We start from the raw sequence: 21,565 nt of genomic DNA, 5'->3' as shown, positions 1-21,565 counted from the left end.
TCAGGGTTTTGCGCAACTTTTGTTTTTGTTTTTCTGCGCTTTTTTCAAGCCATTTCCGAACCCCCATATGACATACTGACAAAGCCGTGTGCAAACAGAGGCGAAAAAAGGGCCGTGCGTCGGGGCGGCACGCATAAAACAGCATAAGAATGTTTTCAGGAAACGGCGTAGCTTCGGCTATGCCGTTTCTCCGTTTTGCAGGTCAATCAGTAAAGACGCGGGGAGTATTCCTACAAGGTCATAGGAAATGTCAATCTGTTGTTCCCGATAACCCTTCGACTTGTCCGGCGCGTGAACATATACCGCCTTTACCATGTCGTTTAGGATAGTGGGTGTCAGCTCGTTCAAGTCGAGATACTTCCGCACCTTGCAGATAAACCTGTCGATATTCTCTGCCTGTTCCTCTTGTTCTGTAATTTCTTCATTCAACCGCAACAGCTTTTCCCGCAGTTCTTTCTGCTCCTGCTCGTAGTCGTCAGAGAGCATTTGAAATCTGCTGTCAGATAGTTTTCCGCCTACGTTGTCCTCATAAATACGCTTGAATAGTCGGTCAAGTTCTTCTATCCGTCGTTCTGCCTGCGTCAGTTGCCGACGCTTCGCCGCGAGTTCTCTTTTTGCTTCGGCTTTCTGCTTCGCACCCATAGCCTTGCGGAATTGTTCTTCATGGTTCGCAACACAGGCAATCGTCATTCTCATGTGGGCGAGTACGCCCCGTTCCAAGACAACGGCGCGGATAAAATGCGTCGCGCAAACCTCTTTCCCTTTGAGCCTTGAAGTAGAGCAGACAAAGTGGTCTTGCCTTGCTTCAAAGTTCCTGCTTGTGCAGTAATACAGCTTTTCACCGCAATCGGCGCAGCGCACAATGCCGGAAAACATATTTGTCTTTCCTGTCCTCGTCGGGCGGCGTTTGTTCTTCCGCAATTCCTGCACCCGCGCCCATGTGTCAGCGTCAATGATTGCTTCGTGGGTATTTTCAAACACAAGCCATTTTTCTTCGGGATTATTGCAGGTCTTTTTGCTCTTGTAGGACTGCTTGTAGGTTTTGAAGTTTACTGTATGCCCTTGATATTCCGGACGCTCCAAAATGTCGGCTATTGTATCGCCCGTCCAGTTAAAGGGATTATCCGGCGGCGCGTTCCTTGTCGCCCTGCCTGTCTGCTGAAAATGGATTGTCGGCGTTATGACTTTATCATCTTTCAGAATACGGGCAATCTGCGACGGCCCGTAACCGTCCAGACAAAGGGCGAATATCCGCTTGACAACTTCGGCAGCTTCGGGGTCGATAATCCACCGCTTTTTGTTTTCCGGGTCTTTCCTGTAGCCGTATGGCGGGTTGGTGCAGAGGTGTTCCCCCGCTTCGCCTTTTGACTTCATCACCGCGCGTATCTTCTTGCTGGTGTCTTTCGCATACCACTCGTTGATGATATTGAGAAAGGGGGTAAAGTCGCTGTCCTGCTGGTTTGCGCTGTCTATGCCGTTGTTAATAGCTATAAAACGCACGCCCTTTTCCACGAACAGGACTTCGGTATAAAATCCCACTTTCAGATAATCACGCCCAAGCCGCGACATATCCTTGACGATCAAGGTGGACACTTCGCCGTTTTCGATTTTTTCCAAAAGTTCGCTCCAACTTGGACGGTTGAAGTTTGTCCCGGAATATCCATCGTCCACGAAAAACAATGGATTTGAAAAATGATTTTCCTTTGCGTACTTACTTAAAATCGCCTTTTGATTTACAATGCTGTTGCTGTCGCCCGTTAGTTCATCGTCGCGGGATAGGCGGCAATAGAGGGCGGTAATCTTGCCAGACTGCCTTAACATCGTTTCTGCTCCTTTCATCGGCGGGCAGTCTGCCATTACAGGATTGCTTATACTCATTTTAACGCTCCTCGTCTTTTTCATCAATAGGGGAGTGCCCCATAAGCCGTAAAACTTTATGGGGTAGGCTTCGGCTTCCGTCGTAGCTTCCCGTAAAACGATAGAACGTCCTGCCGGATTGAATTGTAACTTCGTGTGTGGGCAACTCTTGATAGAGTGGATTTTTTACAACGATTTGCCCGTCTTTGATTGTTCGCTTCTTTTCCATTCCTTTCCCGTCCTTTCCTTTGTTTTGAGTAGGGAGCAAGCACAGCAAATGAGTACCCATTTGCGATTTTGGCTTGTTGGGAAAATCCCAAACCCTTTACTTTCTCTCACTCAATATCCCGTTTGAAAGGCAGCTTTTGTTGCACTTTCCCCCTCACTATATAAAAATGAAAATCCGGAAAATGATATTGACTTACCATGCAATTTGTGATATTCTAAATAAAAATATGTTTCTGCCGAGAAACGCTTATTCTTACTCCAGTCGGCCATGGAAGGAGTAAAAAAAAACGTCTATTTTTTTGTGGAGGTCAATATGATATTTCGAGAAATGAGGCAAAAAAAACAGGAACTATCGCGGCAAGAGATTGCGGATATTCTGCATAAGGGGACATCTGGTGTGCTTGCCCTTTTGGGCGACAACGATTATCCCTACGCCGTTCCAATCAGTTATGTGTATGACGACGGGAAAATCTATTTTCACGGCGCAAAAAACGGTCATAAAATAGACGCTATTCAAAGAACTGCAAAAGCGTCGTTTTGTGTGATTGATAAAGATTTAGTTGTGCCGGAGGAGTACACAACTTATTTTAGAAGTGTAATTGCTTTTGGACAAATACGGATAATCGAAGGTGATCTCGAAAAGAGAGCAGCGATGGAAAAACTGGCAATCAAATATGCGCCGGAAGATACTGCCGCAAACCGTGATGATGCCATAAGCCGCGGGTTGAAACCTCTTTGTATGTTGGAAATGAAAATCGACCACATAACAGGAAAAGAGGCGATAGGACTTGTAAAAGAAAAGGAAAAATTAAATAGACTGTAAATAAAATCAGCCCGCCGGGGTTTCATTTTATTGTGTAGTAGGCCAGCGTTACACAAACGCTGGCCTTTTTTTATTTGTTAGGAGGATTGATTATCATGTATGAAGGCAAATCACACACTTTATTTGCCAAATATGCCGTACCGCAAATGATAGGGTTGCTGTTTAACTCGGTCTATATGATTGTTGACGGTGTATTCATTGGCAATCGACTTGGCCGCGACGCTATGGCCGCCGCTGCCGTTTCTGTTCCGCTTGTCGAGATACTAATTGCATTGTCTATGGCAGTTGCCACAGGCGCGGGCGTTTTGATTTCCTCACATCTCGGTCAAGGTGAGAAAGAAAAAGCACGCCACATTTTTAGCCTTGCCGCCCTATGTACGGCTGTTATGGGGCTGTTGATTAGCGTATTGGGAAATATTTTTATTCACCCGCTTGCTGAACTTTTAGGCTCAACTCCGGTTATCCATGATGAAGCAATCAGTTATATGTGGTACATCATTACCTTTTCCCCATTCCTGCTTTTCAGTTTCTTGTTAAGCGGTCTGGTGCGTAATGATAACCGTCCAAAACTTGCCATGTTTGCCCTCATGTTTGGCTCTGTATCAAATATTGTCTTGGACTATGTGTTTATGTACCCATTGAACATGGGGATTGCCGGTGCAGCATTGGCTACCGCACTTGGCCCCATTTTCAGCGTTTTAATTATGCTGCCCCATTTCATATTCAAGCGCGGGGATTTGTACTTAACGAAATTCAAACTGAAGTGGCGGAGCATTTGCTCGGTCTATGTACTTGGCTTCCCGTCCTTTATCATGGAGTTTACTAATGGAAGCACTACCCAAGTTCCGCTTTGACAGATGACAAGTAGCAAAGGCAGAAAAAGCCGTCAAGGATAAACTTCGCGCTTCGCGTCCTTGACGGCTTTGCCCGTCTTTGCTGTCGGGTAATCAAGAGGGCGCAAACGGATAGACCGCTTGCGCCCTCAATCTATGATGATGTGTTACGCAATAGAGAGCGAGAGCGCCTTACACAACGCGGTTTTGCAGACTTGAAAACACAAGAGTTGAGTGTTTATATCCCCACCCTCAAAAATGGCGGTCTACTGCGTAACATTTTGCCATGCCAGCGTGGACATTTAGGCAGGCGAAAAGCCTTGATTTATGCGACTTGCAGAGAACGGAAACAGAACAAGTAGTATCGTATCCCTTGAAAGCGCAAAAATGCCTTTCTATCGTTCCACGCGGCACAGAAAAAGCGGGCAAGAAGTCTTTGACCTCTTACCCGCTTTTGTGGCAATCCGTATGGCAGCTACCCTGTTTCAGTTGATTGTTGATGCTGTTTTATGAGTAGCTACCATCAGCACAGCCCTTTGTCTTACTTCAGTCTTATGATCTGCTCATATAGCATGGCATATCTTTTCTCGATCACCATATTGCTGTGATAGTGGCCGAAGAACCAGTACTGGAAGGTACATTTCTGACGCACTTCGTCGAAGAACTCGGTCAGTGCGTCTTTTTTGAACATTCCTCCGCTGAACACATCCTGTATGCTGGAGGGGCAGCAGTGGCTGATGATGTAATCCACATTCCAGTGGACACGCGCCAGATTTGCTCTGGCTTCCAGATATTCCGCTTCGCTGGGCAGTTCCTCGGCCCACCAGGAATGATGGTTCACACGAAACAGCGCACCGCGCTGTTCGAGTTGCTGGAACTTTTCCTCGAAGTCAGGATCGTCCGGTTCCAGGATGCCGTCCTGGATATCATGGGAGGAAGCGCCGCCCATGGTAAAAAACTTCCTGCCATTGAGCTCATATACCTGACCTCGCATGAGGTGCAGAACGGAGGGACGTATCCTCTGGATCTGTCCACCATGCCATTCTTCTTTGGGGTAGTCTTTGTAAGCGTCATAGTTTTCGTGGTTCCCAAGCACAAATGCAGTAGTGTATGGCCGGTCCTCCAGCCAGTCCAGTCCTGCATCATCCCGTGGGTCACCGTGCCAGATTCCACCAAAATCTCCACAGACCAGAACCAAATCCTCCTTGGTCAGGTGTTCCTGCTCATAGAAGATGTCGGGCCGGAACCGGCAGAAATCTCCATGTGTATCTCCTGTGATAAAAATTTCCATAAGTAAATCGCTCCTTGTCTCTATTTTAGCATACAGCCTGTTCAATCTCCAAATCGCTGTATCGGAACTTGACCCGGATTATTTCCGAATCGACTACAGTGACCCGTTCAATCATCTTTCGAACGATCTCGTCATCATAGTGAGGGAAGCCATTGAGGTGCTCCTCCAGATAAGCTGTGTACTCTGCCATACGTGAGTCCTCGTTGATTCTGTTGGCTGCCTTCTTCTTCGCTGCATCGATCCGTGTCTGCAGGTGCTGCTTTTCTTCCAGCAGGGCTTTGAGTTGCTCTGTTAGTGTCAGGTCATCCATGTGGGCCAATACCTGATCCAACAGTGTATTCTGCCGTGCGGTAAGTGCTTCCATGTTGCGTTCTAATTCCAACAGGTTGTTCCCGTCCCCTTCCGGAGTACATACCATTCGGAGCGTCTCTGCAAGTTCATCCTGCAAGCCATCGCTTGCTTCAACTACCCGGTTAAGCACCGTGAGGATCGCGGTATGCAGCTTGTCCTCCGCCATGGAAGGCGAGTTATGGCAGTATTTTTTCCCGAATTCCAGCCGGGAGACGCACCGCCAGACGATCCGTTTGAGGCCGTTTCTGGCCCAGGTACACCGCTTATAGGGGGAACCACACTCCCCACAGACCAGCCGCTCACTGAGCGCATATTTGGCGGAATACTTGCCCTGTTCTGTTTTTCCACTTTTCTGCAGGATTTTCCGCCTGCTGGTCCGCCTTGCCATTTCCTCCTGTACCCGCTGGTAGATGTCCCTTGGAATGATGGCAGTGTGGTTGTCTTTGATATAATACTGCGGCAGCTCGCCGGTATTCTTCTTGACCTTCTTGCTTATGCAGTCTGTGGTGAAGGTCTTTTGCAGCAGGGCGTCTCCCGCATACTTTTCATTGGTGAGGATGTTATGCACAATCTGATGGGACCATGCCTTGACACCCTTTGCGGTGGCGACTCCGGCCTGGGTAAGTTCTCTCTGGATCTGGCCCTCACTGCATCCCTCCAGGTACCGGCGGTAGATTCGCCGCACCACCTCGGCCTCCTCCGGTACGATCTCCGGCTTACCGTCCGCTCCTCTTTGGTAGCCCAGCATGGATCTGTAGTGGAAGTTGACCTTTCCCTCTTTCATTGCCATACGGATGCCCAGCTGGATATTGGAGCTGAGGGATTCGCTCTCGGCCTGGGCAAAGCCGCTGAACAGGGTGATGAGGAACTCGCTGGACTCTGTCAGCGTATTGATATTTTCCTTTTCGAAGATGACCCCGATCCCCCTGGCCTTCAGCATCCGTACAGTCTCCAGGCAGTCCACTGTATTTCGTGCGAAACGGGAGAGGGATTTTGTCAGGATGAGGTCGATCCTGCCCCGCTTGCAGGCGGTGATCATCCGGTTGAATTCTTTTCGCTTCTTCATACTGGTCCCGGTGATCCCCTCGTCCGCGAAGATCCCGGCCAGTTCCCAATCTGGGGACTCCTCAATTTTCTGGGTGTAGTAGGCTTTCTGGGCGGTGTAGCTGTTGATCTGCTCCTCGCTGTCGGTGCTGACCCGGCAGTAAGCCGCCACCCGCTGCCTGCCATGGAGTCTCGTCTTGTTGCCTGCTACATTGGAGCGTAATGCCGGAATACGGTGGACGGTGCGTTCCAGTGATGATTGTTCCATTTTGCTGTCCTTTCTGTTCCTAATCAGAAGTGTACGGTGATTGCGTTATCTGTTCCGATTATGATATGGGAGACCGTTCGTTCGAAGCGTTCCCAGTCGATTTGGTCGGGCTGCGTTTGGCTTACAGCCGTATCCACACCATCATCACAGCAGGCATACCGGGCAGCTGCCCCTTGCAGGATGTGGGAGAGAGCCTCCTTACCGTCTCCTGGCTGTTCCAACGCCCGGTTAATGGCATTGGCCAGGCGAACAGCCTCCGCAGAGGGCGCGTATGGCTTACATATGGGTTTTTCATGTGCCGCAAGCTGCCGTGCCGTCTGCGCAAGCAGTTCCTCCTTCCCGACAACAAATGCGTTTCTGCAGGCAGAACATTTCAGATGGACGTTTCCGGTATGCCCGATTGGCCCTCCGGTTCGGAGCAGGCGAGTCTGACAGCATCCGCTTCGCAGCTTTTGCCATAAGCCATCCGATTCCGTCCGGCGTGGAAACTTCCCACTTGTCTTTTCTGAGATCTTTTCCTGCACTTGCTGGAAGGTATCTTGGTCAATAATGGGTGGGTATCCATTTTCCCCGGCATAGCGAGAGTTTTCCAGCATTCGCTTGATTTTGTGCTTGTTCCACAGCGGCGATTCCTGAGAGAACGGGATGTTGTCCGCATTCATCCGGTCTGCCAGTGCCTGATAGGATAACCCGGCCAGATAGGTGGTAAATATATTTTGAACAGTGAGTCGTTCCTCCTCCTGGATGACCAGATCGCCGTGTATGATCTGGTAGCCATACAATATCTTCCGATTTGCCATTGCCTACGCCTCCAGTGTTTCTTGGAATTCAAACCCGCCATATAGTTGAAAGCGGATGGTGCCCTGAGTATCTACAACGATTCGTTCCACTAGCTTGGTAAACAGGGCTTCGTCAAAGCTGGACAGAGTCTCCGGACCATTTCGGATGGTATCAATCGTCAGGCGAATTGCATCGACCTGCTCATCAATATCCTCATTGCAAAGCAGCTTTCGCCTCTCCCGTCGTAGTTCTGTCAGCTTGGCGTTGAGTTCCGCCTGCTTTGCGGATAAGGCAGCCTTGTCCAGGAGACCTGCCGTGTGCAGCTTTGTGAGGTGATAACTCTGCTCGGATGCCGTGGCGATGGCTGTGTTGACCGCCAGCATGGCCGGGTTGCCGCGGTGCAGGGCATCTGACAAAGTATCCATTTGCCTCAGCACAGGTGCCAGCACGATGCCGTCATGGGTGCGGAGCTTGCGATACATCCGGAGGAATGCTGCATGGATGCTGTCCTCGCTGATCCGTCCGTTGGGGCAGTCGGCGGCTTTTCTGTCATGCTTGCGACATACCCAGGAGACGTATCCAGCTTTCGAAATTCTCCGCATGTACAGCGTCCCACACTGCCCACAGATGATCTTCCGAGCAAGCGGGGTCTGATCATGTGGAATCGACTGCCGTTCTGCCCGCCGCTTCAGCAGTTCCTGAACTTTTTGAAAGTCCTCATAGCTGATAATGGCAGGGTGGGTATGTTCTACATAATATTGGTCCGCCTCACCATGGTTATCTTTCCTGCGATATGGAAATGTGTTGGTTGTGTAGGTTTTCTGGCAGAGGGCATCTCCAATGTATTTCTCGTTTGTTAAGATCTTTCGAATGGTCTGCTGATGCCATTTTTGCCCACCATGAAGGGGGGCAGGCCCATTCTCACTTAACTCCTGGGCAATCCACTCAGAGCTATATCCTCTAAGATAGGCTGCAAAAATCCACTTTACGATCTCTGCCTGATCCTCTACGATTGTAAGATTCTTACCATCAACGATTTGGTATCCAAATGGTGCGGAGCAGGTAATAAACTCCCCGCGCTCCATGCGGCGCTGATAGCTCATACGTTGGTTTTTGGAGATGGAGATGGATTCCTCCTGGGCCAGAGAAGCGGAAACGCTCACCATCAGTTCTGAGGTGAGCGTTCCAGTGTCGATATTCTCTTTTTCAAACTTGACGGTCACACCCAGCGAGGAAAGTTCCCGCAGGGTGGCGAGGCAGTCACGGGTGTTCCGGGCAAATCGGGAGATGGACTTGACCACGATCCTATCGATTTTGCCCTTCCGGCAGTCTGCCATCAGGCGGTTGAAGTCCTCCCGCTTATCCATCCGCGTGCCGGTCAGGCCCTCATCTGCGTAGATGTCTACCAGATCCCAGCCATCGTGGGCGTTGATCGCCTGCGTATAAGCCCGGATCTGGGCGGCGTAGGAGTGGAGCTGGTCCGCAGAGTCGGAGCTGACACGGCAATAGGCTGCTACCCGCAGGGTGTCTGGTCTCGCTGCCTTGGGTGGGATCACTTGTACTTCAGCCATTTCTCATTCGCCTCCTTCCATCTTTTTCGGCAACGAAACCATACCACACTCCTGCGGGAATAGCCAGCACTATTCCCAAACAGTTCCGGGCCGGTATCGTTCTGCGGACAACCGTTTGGCTCTGGCCAGTTCTTCTTTGGTCAGCAGGCCGTCTGCAGCCATCCGTTCCCATAGACCCACCGATAACAGGTAACGCAGTTCGTTTCGGATCTCCATCACGCAGCCTCCTCAAAGTAGCTCTCATCCTTGACCCGCCGGATAAACCGTTCTACCGCATAGATGCTGCTTGTGACAGGCATTTCCGGCAGCGCGGATTGAACATCCCGGAAGTAACGGCTACCCTTGGCGGCTCGTTCATCCAAAATGGCGATGGCACAGGTGTCAGTCTCCAAGCGGATGGCTCGTCCAAACCCTTGCTTGAGTCTGATCTGCATCTCCGGCACAGCCACGGCCCGGATGAACGTGCGGAGATCAGGATATGCCTCTCTCTTTTTTTCTTGCAAGGCGTCCGGATATTGGAACGGTAGTCGGGGGATGACCAGCAAAGAGACACAGTCTCCGGGAAAGTCAAAACCCTCCCAGGCAGCGCCGGTGGCAAACAGGACGCTTCCGGGTGCCGCCTTGAACTGGGCCATGGTGTGCGGGGCGTTCCGTCCCATGGTAAACAGCGGAAACGGAAGGGGCTGTTGTTTCAAACGATCCTTCACAGCGGACATGGCTGCATAAGAAGTGAACAGCACCAACGCATGGCCGTGAACCGCAATCAGTAATGTGCGGATCTCCTCGGCCAGCTTGGCAAAGTAGTCCGCTTCGTGCTGCCTGGGCGGCATCGTGGGAAAATAGAGCAGGCAGTTTTTCCGGTAATCAAAGGGAGAGGGTGAAACAGATTCCTCCACCCGAGAGTTATCGGTGAGGCCAGCCTCCTCTTTGAAACGACAAAAGTCTTTACCTATGGCCAACGTCCCGGAAGTAAGGAGGACGGGCTGGGGCTGTGACCAGAGTGTTGCTTGGAGCTGGGCGGTCAGGTCGGAGATGGAGGCGCACAGCAATGTGCCGCCATCGTCATCCGCCGCAGTGTAGAATACCAGGTCAGAGCGTTCCTGCAAAAACAGATGGATTGCGGAGGATATCCGATCCAATTCCTTTCTGGCAGTTGGTGTCAGTACCCCGCCGATCTGTCTCTGAATGGTAGCCAGGGTTCGGGCCGGTCCTATCATGTGTCGGACATAGTCCGAAAAAGGGCGATCACCATCATAAGGCAGTGACATAAGCTTCAGAAGCGCCGACGCCATATCAGCCAGGGATTCCGATGCCAGCAGATATCGTTCCGCCCGTAGGGTGCGGATCAGCGTGCGGATGTCCTTGGCTGCCAGGGTAATGCCAAACATCTGCCGGGCAGTCTCAGGCAGCTTGTGTGCTTCATCAATGATCAAAGCGCCAACGTCCGGCAGGATGGGGCGGTGACCGCTGCCACGATGGATGGCGTCTGCCAGCAGCAGATTGTGGTTACAGATCTGAAACAGATAGCGGTCAGAGTTGCAGGCTTCCATATAGCAGAGGTACCGGCAGCCATCCCGGCGGCAATCACAAATCGTTGGGACACATACACGATTTCGGTCATACTGACTGAGATGGGGGGCTTGGTCTGCGTCCAAATGATCCCGCAGGGAGAGGAGTGCCTGTGCGGCCAGCGGATTTTTTCGTTCCAGGTCTACCTGCCGCAGGCGGCGCATCAGACGCTCATCACAGACATAGTGACTTTTTCCTTTGCGAATGACCGCCCGGATGGGGGCCTGGATCAGCTTATCCTCCAAAAGAACAGAGGAGAGGAACGGGATGTATTCCTCCCTTACCGCCGTTTGCAGGGCGATGCTGGAGGTGGAAATGAGGATGGGCTGGAAAGGGATGTTCTCCCGGCTCAACGCACGAGAAAAAGAAACACCAGCCACCAGATAGGCATAGGTCTTGCCGATTCCCGTTCCCGCGTCACTTAAAGCGATTTTGCTGTGAATCATGGCATCCAGCATCTTGTGGCTCAACTCGATTTGGCTGGGCCGGGCCGTCATGCCATGGCTTGGGAAGAGGTCCTGAAAGATATGGTCGATCTCACGATGTGCGACCTGCCTGTTATGATAACTAATCATTTGTAAAATCTCCTTGAATAAGTGAGTTATTTTTCTTTTTCATTCTCGTCGTATTTGCAGCTCGCCCCCCGACGATGGGGAACAGTACGGATCGGCTTCTGGCAAGAGGCCGCACGGGCTTTTACCTGGAGTCTCTACTGCTTTCAACTCCGGGGCAGCGCCGCCTGTCTTACGCGCAGGCCAAGCGAGGTGTCTCATTATGTACCCAAACAGCGTCATTGCAAAAGCGCGTGCCATAGCGCCCCATGCAGGTGGCGTTCTCGCTCGGCCCAGGGCAGATGCCCTGGGTGTCATGGCGCGCGCTGCATGACGCTCGACTGTTCGGGTGGTTCTCCGTACTGCTGGTATGAACTTTTCAAGGTGCCGTGGAGCGGCGGGCGCTCCTTCAGGAAGCGAAACGGGCCAGGATCTGGTTCATTTCGTCCAGGTCCTCGCCGTGCAGTCCAACCGCCAATCGCTTGAGCAGGGCGGTCTGCTTGGGAGATAGCTTTGGCCGGTCCTGAAAGTACCAGTCGGCCATCCTTACCCCGCCGCCATATCGGCCCCGGACTGTCTCAAGGGGGTAGGTGAGTGTGAGCTCTTCAATGTCACGGCGGATGGTCCGTTCGCAGACGCCGAGTTCCGTCGCCAGATTCTGAACGGTATCGCTCCGCCGCTGGCACAGCAGGTTGATGATCTGCTGCTGCCGGTCGTTGATCCTCACACTCTCACCCCCTTTCACCTCCATGGCCGAATCATACAGGTTAAAGCGGACAGCTCATGTCCGGATTAAAAAACTTTTTTGAAAAAATGAGTCCGGCCTTGGTGGACATAGAATAGCATCTCTGCTGAGTGAGCGTCGGACATGGCGTGTCCGTCGCTCTATATTGGAAATAAAAAACCGGGGCGCATCCAAATGACAATTAAAGTCATTCAGATGCGCCCCGGCGCACATTTCTGAGTCAACTCTCATCTGGCGCTTCCAGGCTACCATGCGAGAGTTGTATTAGAAACGGAAAGATATTGCTTCAGTTTTTTTCCATGTCTTGTTTAGATAGCGCCCGATTTCCTAATTGAAGAAATTTATTTATAATATCCCATTTGTCATCTGCAATTGCGCTTTCTGTAAAACGCACCATGCGATCGTAATCTTCTGGAGAAACATACGGGGTGCAACAGCGCATTTTGGCCATATTCATCAGATCGTAATACATTTGTTCCTCAAAAGGATTGCTTAAATCCAAAATCTTCTTGGCCTTTTCCTGTATGCATTGATAGAGTGATTGATTTTCTATTGCTCGATTGATGTCATCCATCTGTTTTTGTGTTTCAGATTCTTTAGGAAATTCACTCTGAAAAATGAGAGTAGCCAAATACACACCTATTGGAGTCATTTGCTCATTATCTTCAATATAAGTGAATTCTTTGTCATGCATACGAAATGCAAGAAGGTTGATGAGTAATTCATCCAGCGATTTAGAGGAAAAAAGCCCTTTCTGATACAGTGCATCATGTATTGCGTCCAGCTCATGCGCATAAACCAGACGGGCAGCAATTTCCTTCGAATCTTGTCTGGACATCCAGTCGTTTAAGTTCACAAGCTGTTTTATAAATTCCATCATCAGTTTATATCGAATTACTGGTGAAACATGGTACATAGTACGTAAAAGAATGATGAGTTGCTGGTTGATTTGCCGGGACAATTGAGCCTCTAATTCTGCATTGACATAGCTTGGGTTATTTAAGACGAGCTGCTTATCGCTGTCTGTAAGATACTCTCGTACATTTTTTGCTAATTGATTATTAAGGTCAGAACGGGTCTTTAATCTACGATCATTCTTGCGTCCGTCAAAATATTCAGAATTGATCAAGACAACTAGTAGTCCCTGACATTCTGGCCGTATGCAATATGAACTTTTGGGGTTTTCCGGATTTTCTTTAAAATCATCTGGTCGCAACAGCCCATCGCTATGGTCACAAATAGTTTTGATATAGTTTTTAACCGATTTTGTGGTAAGATCAGTACCAAGCCATCGGGAGGTATGTCGAAGAAAAACTGTTAATTCTTCTATTGTCATGTTTTCCATACCAAATTTTTTCTTAACTTCATCGTAAGACGGTGAAGGTTTAGGTGGTAAATCTCGCTGGGGATTTTTGCGTTCAGATTTACGCACACCAGACATGTTGAAGCCTCCTATTTAGCAAACTAAGGTCTCCGGACACAGGGTGTCCAAAATTTTATTTTAGTTCAATATCAAACTCTGCAAGATAAGCCTGGGCATCCTCAACAGGTTCGTTATATTTTACATTTAGGACTTCCTGGTACCAGAGATGAGTGGATTTACTAGGTATCAGTTTAACCCCAAGTGAATCCAGCAGTTTGGAACTGATAATTGGGGGCAAGTTCAACCCCAGACAAATCAGGACAGCAGTCTCTAAGCTTGGAACGTTCTCTCCATTGACGATTCGTCTAATGGTGCGTTCATCTCTATTAATAGCAACGCCCAAGTCAAGATTGCTCATTCCTTTCCAGTTAAGAAGAAGTTTCATGCATTGAGAAGGGTCATCTGTCATTTTCATACGAATTTCTATTTCTTCCTGTTTTTCCTTTTGACGGTAAGCTTTTTGTTGCTCCTTGGTTTTGGCGCGAAAATCCTCATTATATGTAATGTTAAAGGTATAGGCCCCTTCTTCACGATTAAGATAACAAACCGTATGGTATTCCTTGCTAACATCCCCTTGAATCTCCATATCAAAGACCAAACAGCACTCGTCCATATGAGAACGGGCATATTCTGTCAGATGGAGGTGACCTTCGGAATCCTTCTTAATATACATCGGGGCCTTGAAAACATAGTGGTTTTCAAGAAAAAGGTAATCTCCATCCTGCGTCAGAGAATGGAGAGCGGGGTTAACCAGCCGTTGTATTGCTGCATCCCGACCGCTTATGGTAAATGTTTGGTTTCTGGAAATGGCTCCCTTGCTGTAACTGTGCGGTGGGACATAATGGCCATCGATAAAATTAAATGTACCAACAGCCGATTCAAAACCCAGCTCTACCAAGCGAATTTTAGCAGCCTGCTTAGAGACTACAAACTCTACCGAAAGTTGTTGAATTACCGCCTCCATAACTTCAATTTCGTGGTGTGCACCGATTTCGCGCATAAATTTGGCAATATAGTCAGAAGCTTTTGCCTTAAAAGGGGCTGCAGGCATTTGGATTCGAGGAGCTAGTCGGTTAGCTTGCTGTTCCATTTTCTCTGTTGCCTGCTTGGACATATTTGCTCTTGCCCCTCCGACAACCTCACAGGTAATTCCATGTATTTTTTCATTATACAGCTTTTCCAGCATGAACACCTTGCGGTGCTTGATCCAATGGACACATTCGTGGATAATGGTATTGTTGACAGATCCGAGATTACGGAACAGGTACATCCGGGGATCAACAACTATGGTTTTTGCTGGAACATGGATAACTACGTACTTGTCATGTTCGATATCGTACATTTCCGCATCTGCTTCCAAAAAGAAGAGCTGTCCAAAAATGGACCCTTCTTTATTGATACGATGCGTCAAAACCGAAAGCCCCAGACGATCGGCTAAAACATAAGGGTCGACATAAATAGGAGGTTCTCCAACTTTTGTAATTCGTAAGGCTTCTGGATAATATTCCTCAAGAAAGTCTGTAGCCGTTTTTTCATATTGTGCAGGGCGGATATCTGGAACCAGCGCGTCAGACATAGAATTGTCTGGTATATTGCGCTTAGCATAAGGCGTAATTTCGCGGATTTCCCAGTCATCTAAGCCTTTGGAGAGGTCCCCTTCGCAGGAAAAGCGAAGCCATGGATAGCAGGTATCATCGCTGTCATTGTGGTGATCGGCAGACGACACGCAAACCTCTAACTCTAGGCCAATGTCAAATGCAATACAGTTGCCAGGTCGATCTGTAACATAAACCCGTTGTACAGTTGCATCTATCAGTTCAGCATTTTTTATTTCAGCCACACGTCTAGTTTCAAGCCCCATTGTGTGCCAATGGTTATCGAGGTACTTTTTTGCGGCATCGTATAGTCCATTATAGCACTTATTACTGACATACTCGAAAATCGATCTTACAGCTGCCACTTAAAATCCCCCCTACATGTAAATGACTGATTCTGATAACATTTTATACCATCGGGAGTCTGATAACAAGAGCATTGGAAGATATGTATCGTTCAACAAGTCATACATCACTTGTGCTAAAGAATAAGGAATTTTCAGGAAAAAAATAGGCTCGGCCAGTGTCGATCACAGGCCGAGCCATTCTATCTATTCAAATTCCTTGAAATGAGGGTTTTGTGCCAAAAGAGATTGAAGATGCTCTTTCAGCATCGATTCTCCAAACCAGTCACATGCCTCCAGTAACTCCTCTTGCAGGTCGCCTACATAGGCGCTTTGGAACAACTGCCGAACCAGACGAGCATCCTCTTTCAGTTGAGCCAAAAGCTTGGGCTGGACGGTTTGATTCTGACAGAGTTCGTACAGATCATTACCCAACAGCTGTTCGGCGACTTCTGGCTCCTGGAGATGGCACTCGGCAGTATCCAGCAGCAATTTCATCATCTGGATGCCTACTTCCGGTTTCCACTCACTTACTTTTCCCAGGAGTTCCATGGTGTCCATCTCCAAAAGTTCCTCCGCACTCCAGAAGCGGACTGCATCAGGAAAGGCGGCAATCAGCAGATCTCGGCAGGCCCACTCATTCTCTGAGAAGTCCCAGTTGCGGACGGCAGCCTCCAGAGTGGTGCGATTCGGATGGAGCAGGGGATAGGCGCTCCAGTGGGCATCCAGCGCCTCCTGAAGCGAATCAAACAAAGTAGAGCTGTCCTCGCCGGAGAAAAAACTTTCCACATCGCTCAGGCCATCCACCGTTTGATAGAGCCAGTTTGGCCAGGCTTTGTATGCTTCATACTGGGGTAAATCAGGCAGCAAAGATTCCCAAAAAGAACCAAGTCGCTCCTTTGTAAGCAGAAATTGATCCTCAAAGGCTGGTTTTCCGCTGCGGGCCGTACCCAGCACCTCACCTGCCGTGCAGAAGGAATAGCGCTGAAAAAACGCCTGCAAAAGTTGGAGGTTACGTTGTGTCTGATTGTTGGCTGGAACCAATGCTCATGTACGGTAAAGTATCACAAGAAAATTATGTCGAATTGACAGCCGCCTCCGCTATACCGAATAAGGAAATAAAGAGTCCTCAAATTTTGCGCTACTAAATGAAGACGAGCGGAAGTAATCTCCCGCTCGTCAGTAAACTTAACTATGCCATATCAATCCCGCTTCTTTCCCGCCACCGGCACTAAGAACAGCGCGGGCAACAGCAGGAAAGCGGTACAGACCAGCCCCCAGGGTATGGACACCTGCTGGGCTACCAGCCCCACAATAGGCCCGCCGATGATCTGCCCGAAAGAGTCCAGCTGTCCGCTGGTGGAAAAGACTGTGGCGCGCATTTTCTCATCCACATGGTCGTTCATCCAGGCGGCCAGCACAGGCTCCTTGATGGTGCGCATAAGCCCCGCCAGCAGGAACACCAACAACATGAACCAAAAGCTCCGCCCCACCGCGAAGAGAACCAGGCACAGGATATACCCGGCGCTGGTGGACATGACCACACTGGTTCGGCTGACAGTCCCTTTTTTCTCCATGCGGGCGATGAGCAACTGAGAAGCCAGAATACCTAAGCCGCTGCCGATAAGACTGATAACACCGAACCAAGTGACGCTGTTCAGCGGCCCGATAACGGGTATTACCGTGTCATCCAGAAAATGAGCGGTGGAGAGCCGGTCAAAGCCTTCACTGGCAAGTCCCCCGCATAGTGTGATTGCTAAGAGCGCCAGCAACACAGGTGCGCCTTTCACAAAGCCCAGGTTGAGCTTGAACAGGCAGACAAAGTCTTTAAGCAAGCCCTGCCGTTCCTCAATAGCAGGGGAGAAGTTGGTTTCTGGCATGATGCGAACCAACACCAGCCCCAACAACAAGCACAAACTGCCCCCCAAGATGACAGGCATTTGCAGGTTTATGTTTCCCAGCAGTGTGCCCAGCACCACGCCCAGAACGCCGCCGATTTGCCCCATTTGACTGCCCCGCAGGAACACCTTGTCTATGGGTTTGTCCTCTTCCTCCGAGGCAATCCACGCCTCCAGAGCGCCGGTGATGAAGGTATCACCGCAACCCCAGACAACCTGGGCCAGCAGAACCGGCGCGAACCACGGTAGCGCACCCTCCATCAGAAAGCCCAGGCCGTAGAGGAACATTCCAATCAGCACCGAGCGCCGACGGCTATACAAATCCGCCACCACACCGGTGGGTATCTCGAACAGAAAGCAGGAGGTCTCCAGAACCGTCCCTACCAGGACAAGCTGGAAAGCATCCAGCTGCACCACCTCCAGGTGGTACACGATGGAAAGCACTGTGGACATAGAAACCGCCAGGGAAAAGACAAATCGGAACAGCAGGTAGACAGAATATGCCTTTGAATTTTTAGCAAACATGAAGTTACATTCTCCTTTACGAATCAGTGGGTTGTTTTGTGAAACAAGCCCGACTGCCGCGCAGGAAGGGCAAACTTCTCAGCCCTTTCTAACAGTGATTTTAGAAAAGGCCTCCTAAAGTGCCCAAAGCGCCGTTAAAAGACTTGTTTCTGTTTTTGCAGTTTGCCATATGAATACCTCCGATACTGAAATTAGAACAACATGGCTGTTCTTCTTCGCGATATTATAGCAAATGGGCTTTGTGTTGTCAATGTAAAGAGAAGCGAGAGCGAGAGCGAGAGCGAGAGCGAGAGCGAGAGCGAGAGCGAGAGCGAGAGCGAGAGCGAGAGCGAGAGCGAGAGCGAGAGCGAGAGCGAGAGCGAGAGCGAGAGCGAGAGCGAGAGCGAGAGCAAGTATCGACCCGTGGCCCAAATTTCGCTCCGCTCATTTGTTCCCCTGGTCTGCTACTTGTTGGGGAGTGCCTTCCCCAAACCCTGCTGACCGGCGCTCCGCGCCGGTGTTGTGGCGCAGCCGCGCCACAAAAATCCGTCAGCCCCGCCTGTTGCGTTCTCGCCTGACCAGGCGGAAATCGGAAGCCGTTTCCGCAATCGCCGCAGAGCGGCGCACCCGCCGGAATAGTACACCCGCTTTGCGTCTGTACTGTTCCATCGGGCCAATTCGACAAAACTAGACCTCAAAACGCATTGACAATACTTTACATTCGCTCTATAATAGTCTTAACGATGAGCGATATAAAAAGTGAATATCAGTAAAATTCTCTGCACCCAGATGGTCTTGACCACCTGGGTGCATTGTGTTTTTCCAAAGCCTGATGTTCCCTTTTCCATCGCGTAACACATCGCCCATGACAACTGAATATGGAAAACTTGAAAGGTGTATAATGGGCGAACTATACCCTAAAGGGAATTTCAAAACAGGAGGTAAAAGTTTATTGTCCAAACGCTACAACACGCCCCACCGCACCCACATCATCAAGACCCGTGTGACCGAAGAAGAACACGCCGACTTCATGGAGCGCCTGACCGCCTACGGCATGAGCCAGTCCGAATTTATCCGGCAGGCCATCACCGGCGCGACCGTCAAGCCCATCATCATCGTGTCCCCCGTCAATGACGAGCTGCTTGCCGCCGTGGGCAGGCTGACCGGGGAGTATGGGAAAATCGGCGGCAACCTCAATCAGATTGCCCGGTATCTGAACGAGTACGGAGCACCGTACAACACCCTCGCCGCCGAGGTTCGGGCGGAGCTGTCCGACCTCGCTGCCCTCAAGTTCCAGGTGCTTCGAGAGGTAGGTGAAGCCATTGGCAACACTGAAACATTTAAGCTCTAAAAATGCCGACTACGGCGTGGCGGAGCAGTACCTCACCTTTGAGCATGACGAGTTCACCGGCAAGCCCATCCTGGACGAGAACGGGCGGCTTGTCCCCCGTCAGGACTACCGCATTTCTTCTTTGAATTGCGGCGAGGAGGACTTCGCCGTAGCCTGTATGCGGGCCAATCTCCGCTATGGAAAAAACCAGCAGAGGGAGGACGTGAAAAGCCATCACTACATCCTGTCCTTTGACCCCAGGGACGGCCCCGACCACGGCCTGACAATGGACAAGGCCCAGGCGCTGGGGGAGCGGTTCTGTGCCGAGCAGTTCCCCGGACACCAGGCCCTGGTCTGCACCCACCCGGACGGTCACAACCACAGCGGCAACATCCATGTCCATATCGTTATCAACTCCCTGCGGGTGGCCGAGGTGGAGCGCAAACCGTACATGGACAGAGCCAGCGACACCCAGGCCGGAGCCAAGCACCGCTGCACCGCCGCAGCCATGCGCCACTTCCGGGCCGAGGTCATGGAGCTGTGCCAGGGGGCGGGGCTGTACCAAATCGACTTGCTGGGCGGGAGCAAAAACCGTGTCACCGAACGGGAGTATTGGGCGCAGAAGAAAGGGCAGCTTGCTCTGGACACCGAAGCCGCCGCCCAGGGTAAGCCGCCCACCAAGTTTGAAACGGACAAGGAGAAGCTGCGCCGGGAGATCCGGGCCGTCCTCAACCTGGCCGTCAGCTTCGAGGACTTTGCCCAGCGGCTGTTACAGCGGGGCATCACCGTCAAGGAGAGCCGGGGCCGGTTGTCCTACCTCACCCCCGACCGGGCCAAGCCCATCACCGCCCGGAAGCTGGGGGACGATTTCGACCGCGCCGCCGTCGGTGCCGCTCTGGAACGCAACGCCGCCCGTCCCAGCCTGGGAGCCAAGCCCAGCATCCGGGAGCAGCTTCGCCAGCCCCAGGGCGTCCAGCGCATGGTGGACATTGAGGCCAAGAAAGCCGAGGGCAAGGGCATCGGCTACCAGCAATGGGCGTCCGTGTTCAACCTGAAGCAGATAGCAAACTCGGTCAACGTCTATACCGAGTATGGCTTTTCCTCGCCGGAGGAGTTGGACGCCGCCGTGTCCGCCGCCTTTGCCGCTGTGCGTGACAGCGCCGCCAGCTTGAAGCCGAAGGAATTGGCCTTGAAAGAAAAAAAGGAGCTGCGGCGGCAGATCATCATCTACCGGAACACCAAAGCAGTCCGGGATGGCCTCGCCGCACAGAAAACGCCCAAGGCCCGCGCCGCCTACCGGCAGGAGCATGAAGGTGATCTTCTCCTCTCCGAGGCCACCATTCGTTTCTTCAAGGCCAACGGCATCACCAAGCTGCCCACCGTCAAGGAGCTGACGGCGGAGATCGAGGCCCTGATGTCCGAGAAGAACGCCGGGTACAATGAGTATCAGGAGCGTAAGCGGGAGGCGGACGAGCTGCTGACCGTCAAGCGGAACATCGACCAGGTGCTTCACGGTGCGCCCAGCCAGCGGAGGGACGAGCATGACCGATAACGCCGTCCGGCTGACCTATCCGCAGTACCGGGCCGTCCGGCGATTGGTGCATGACTGCTGCAACTATGACGGCGGGAACTGCCTTCTGCTGGACGATGGGGAGGAATGTGTCTGCCCGCAGAGCATTTCCTATTCGCTGATCTGCCGCTGGTTTCGGGCGGCTGTGCTGCCTCTGGACGAAAGCCTGTGCGCCGCCCTGCTCCACCGCCGGGAAAGAAAAAAGTGCGTCCTGTGCGGTGGCTGGTACATCCCAAAATCCAACCGGGCCAAATACTGCCCGGAGTGCGCCAAGGAGGAAGAACGCCGCAAGACCCGTGAGCGGGTGCGCCGCCACCGGGCCGCCATGTAACGGTTTAGGCCCTTGAAAAGCCCGGTATCACGGGGCTTTTGGGCCGTCCTCAATAGGGGAGCTGTGTACTACCATTCCGGGCCTCGAAAATGGCCCTCTAAATGTCCACAACAAAAATTTGAAAGGAGCCGCCTATGACCGACACCCCCAGCAAGACCACCACCCGCCGCCCGGACTGCGTGACTGAAATCCGCATGGGCAACACCGTCCTCACCGTTTCCGGCTACTTCAAGCAGGACACCACCGACACCGCCGCCGACAAAATGGCGAAAGTCCTGGAGGCCGAAAGCCGCTGCCAGATCAGCCCCGGCCCGTGACCTCCTGCCGGTAGTTCCGCGATAATCCTCAGCTTAAAACTTTTTCTTGTAAGGAAGTAAAAAGCACTATACAACCGCCCCGGCCTGTGCTATACTGTTGCCATCGGAATAGCGGGGCCGGGGCTGTCGGATTGGAGGAAACGATGTTAAGACAGCAACCCATGCAAGCCCCCATCACCGCCTTGTACTGCCGCCTCAGCCGCGACGATGAATTGCAGGGCGAGAGCAACTCGATTTCCAATCAAAAGCGCATCCTCGAAAGCTACGCCCGTGAGCATAGCCTGATGCCCTATCAGTTTTTCGTGGATGACGGATGGAGCGGAGCCAACTTTGTTGAGGTAA

20 protein-coding genes and 1 pseudogene are annotated in these 21,565 nt (G+C 51.3%); 8 read left to right on the top strand and 13 right to left on the bottom strand.

The window, feature by feature from the left end:
- Positions 1-177: 177 nt before the first annotated feature.
- Together E0E41_RS01875 and E0E41_RS01870 are read right to left on the bottom strand one after the other, a co-directional pair.
- A complete protein-coding gene (locus tag E0E41_RS01875; protein ID WP_106765277.1) occupies positions 178-1,821 on the bottom strand; it encodes a recombinase family protein in 1,644 nt (547 codons plus the stop codon).
- Between the two features lie 58 nt (positions 1,822-1,879).
- Complete coding sequence (locus E0E41_RS01870) at positions 1,880-2,086, bottom strand: hypothetical protein (RefSeq protein ID WP_118636074.1); 207 nt, start codon at positions 2,084-2,086, stop codon at positions 1,880-1,882.
- Between the two features lie 315 nt (positions 2,087-2,401).
- Between E0E41_RS01870 and E0E41_RS01865 the strand changes: the two genes are divergently transcribed.
- Positions 2,402-2,908: a pyridoxamine 5'-phosphate oxidase family protein gene (locus E0E41_RS01865; protein ID WP_130870735.1), complete on the top strand. Its 507-nt coding sequence runs from the start codon at positions 2,402-2,404 to the stop codon at positions 2,906-2,908.
- A gap of 95 nt (positions 2,909-3,003) precedes the next feature.
- Positions 3,004-3,762: an MATE family efflux transporter gene (locus E0E41_RS01860; RefSeq protein WP_130868472.1), complete on the top strand. Its 759-nt coding sequence runs from the start codon at positions 3,004-3,006 to the stop codon at positions 3,760-3,762.
- A gap of 520 nt (positions 3,763-4,282) precedes the next feature.
- Here E0E41_RS01860 and E0E41_RS01855 read toward each other — a convergent pair.
- The 11 genes from E0E41_RS01855 to tet(40) form a co-directional block, all read right to left on the bottom strand.
- Complete coding sequence (locus tag E0E41_RS01855; protein WP_118642413.1) at positions 4,283-5,032, bottom strand: metallophosphoesterase family protein; 750 nt, start codon at positions 5,030-5,032, stop codon at positions 4,283-4,285.
- A gap of 25 nt (positions 5,033-5,057) precedes the next feature.
- Positions 5,058-6,695 (bottom strand): recombinase family protein, encoded by a 1,638-nt coding sequence (locus tag E0E41_RS01850; protein WP_242623654.1) that lies wholly within the window; start codon positions 6,693-6,695, stop codon positions 5,058-5,060.
- Positions 6,696-6,718: 23 nt separating this feature from the next.
- Positions 6,719-7,495: a recombinase family protein gene (locus E0E41_RS01845; RefSeq protein WP_008979991.1), complete on the bottom strand. Its 777-nt coding sequence runs from the start codon at positions 7,493-7,495 to the stop codon at positions 6,719-6,721.
- Between the two features lie 3 nt (positions 7,496-7,498).
- On the bottom strand, positions 7,499-9,046 hold the full coding sequence (locus E0E41_RS01840; RefSeq protein WP_130868471.1) for a recombinase family protein: 1,548 nt from the start codon (positions 9,044-9,046) through the stop codon (positions 7,499-7,501).
- A gap of 69 nt (positions 9,047-9,115) precedes the next feature.
- Positions 9,116-9,262, bottom strand: coding sequence for an SHOCT domain-containing protein (locus tag E0E41_RS18440; RefSeq protein WP_006574319.1), 147 nt, complete (start codon positions 9,260-9,262; stop codon positions 9,116-9,118).
- A complete protein-coding gene (locus E0E41_RS01835; protein ID WP_130868470.1) occupies positions 9,262-11,190 on the bottom strand; it encodes an ATP-dependent DNA helicase in 1,929 nt (642 codons plus the stop codon). Before E0E41_RS01835 ends, E0E41_RS18440 begins: the two co-directional genes overlap by 1 nt.
- A gap of 385 nt (positions 11,191-11,575) precedes the next feature.
- On the bottom strand, positions 11,576-11,893 hold the full coding sequence (locus E0E41_RS01830; RefSeq protein ID WP_412570075.1) for a DeoR family transcriptional regulator: 318 nt from the start codon (positions 11,891-11,893) through the stop codon (positions 11,576-11,578).
- A gap of 304 nt (positions 11,894-12,197) precedes the next feature.
- Positions 12,198-13,352 carry a hypothetical protein gene (locus E0E41_RS18795; protein ID WP_242623653.1) on the bottom strand — a complete coding sequence of 385 codons (1,155 nt, stop codon included), beginning with the start codon at positions 13,350-13,352 and terminating at the stop codon, positions 12,198-12,200.
- Between the two features lie 55 nt (positions 13,353-13,407).
- Positions 13,408-15,294: an XRE family transcriptional regulator gene (locus E0E41_RS18790; protein WP_242623652.1), complete on the bottom strand. Its 1,887-nt coding sequence runs from the start codon at positions 15,292-15,294 to the stop codon at positions 13,408-13,410.
- A 186-nt stretch (positions 15,295-15,480) separates the two neighbouring features.
- The gene (locus E0E41_RS01810; RefSeq protein WP_130868469.1) at positions 15,481-16,317 is read right to left on the bottom strand and encodes a hypothetical protein; all 837 of its coding nucleotides are present in this window, start codon (positions 16,315-16,317) and stop codon (positions 15,481-15,483) included.
- A 158-nt stretch (positions 16,318-16,475) separates the two neighbouring features.
- On the bottom strand, positions 16,476-17,696 hold the full coding sequence (tet(40), locus tag E0E41_RS01805) for a tetracycline efflux MFS transporter Tet(40) (protein ID WP_002578914.1): 1,221 nt from the start codon (positions 17,694-17,696) through the stop codon (positions 16,476-16,478).
- A 201-nt stretch (positions 17,697-17,897) separates the two neighbouring features.
- Between tet(40) and E0E41_RS18435 the strand changes: the two genes are divergently transcribed.
- The 6 genes and pseudogenes from E0E41_RS18435 to E0E41_RS01775 form a co-directional block, all read left to right on the top strand.
- On the top strand, positions 17,898-18,176 hold the full coding sequence (locus E0E41_RS18435; RefSeq protein ID WP_165450486.1) for a hypothetical protein: 279 nt from the start codon (positions 17,898-17,900) through the stop codon (positions 18,174-18,176).
- A 451-nt stretch (positions 18,177-18,627) separates the two neighbouring features.
- Complete coding sequence (locus tag E0E41_RS01795) at positions 18,628-19,026, top strand: plasmid mobilization protein (protein WP_177187319.1); 399 nt, start codon at positions 18,628-18,630, stop codon at positions 19,024-19,026.
- Positions 18,998-20,557 carry a relaxase/mobilization nuclease domain-containing protein gene (locus E0E41_RS01790; RefSeq protein ID WP_091132798.1) on the top strand — a complete coding sequence of 520 codons (1,560 nt, stop codon included), beginning with the start codon at positions 18,998-19,000 and terminating at the stop codon, positions 20,555-20,557. Before E0E41_RS01795 ends, E0E41_RS01790 begins: the two co-directional genes overlap by 29 nt.
- Positions 20,547-20,906: a cysteine-rich VLP domain-containing protein gene (locus E0E41_RS01785; protein WP_091132801.1), complete on the top strand. Its 360-nt coding sequence runs from the start codon at positions 20,547-20,549 to the stop codon at positions 20,904-20,906. The genes E0E41_RS01790 and E0E41_RS01785 overlap by 11 nt, the downstream gene beginning before the upstream one ends.
- A gap of 134 nt (positions 20,907-21,040) precedes the next feature.
- The gene (locus E0E41_RS01780; protein ID WP_091132804.1) at positions 21,041-21,223 is read left to right on the top strand and encodes a transposon-encoded TnpW family protein; all 183 of its coding nucleotides are present in this window, start codon (positions 21,041-21,043) and stop codon (positions 21,221-21,223) included.
- Between the two features lie 143 nt (positions 21,224-21,366).
- Positions 21,367-21,555 (top strand): annotated as a pseudogene (locus tag E0E41_RS01775) (recombinase family protein); the annotation flags it as partial.
- Between the last annotated feature and the right edge of the window lie 10 nt (positions 21,556-21,565).

The organism is Intestinimonas massiliensis (ex Afouda et al. 2020) (genome assembly GCF_900626285.1).
In the GTDB taxonomy this organism is placed as follows: Bacteria; Bacillota; Clostridia; order Oscillospirales; family Oscillospiraceae; genus Flavonifractor; species Flavonifractor massiliensis_A.
This window is presented reverse-complemented; position numbering and strand designations above follow the sequence as displayed.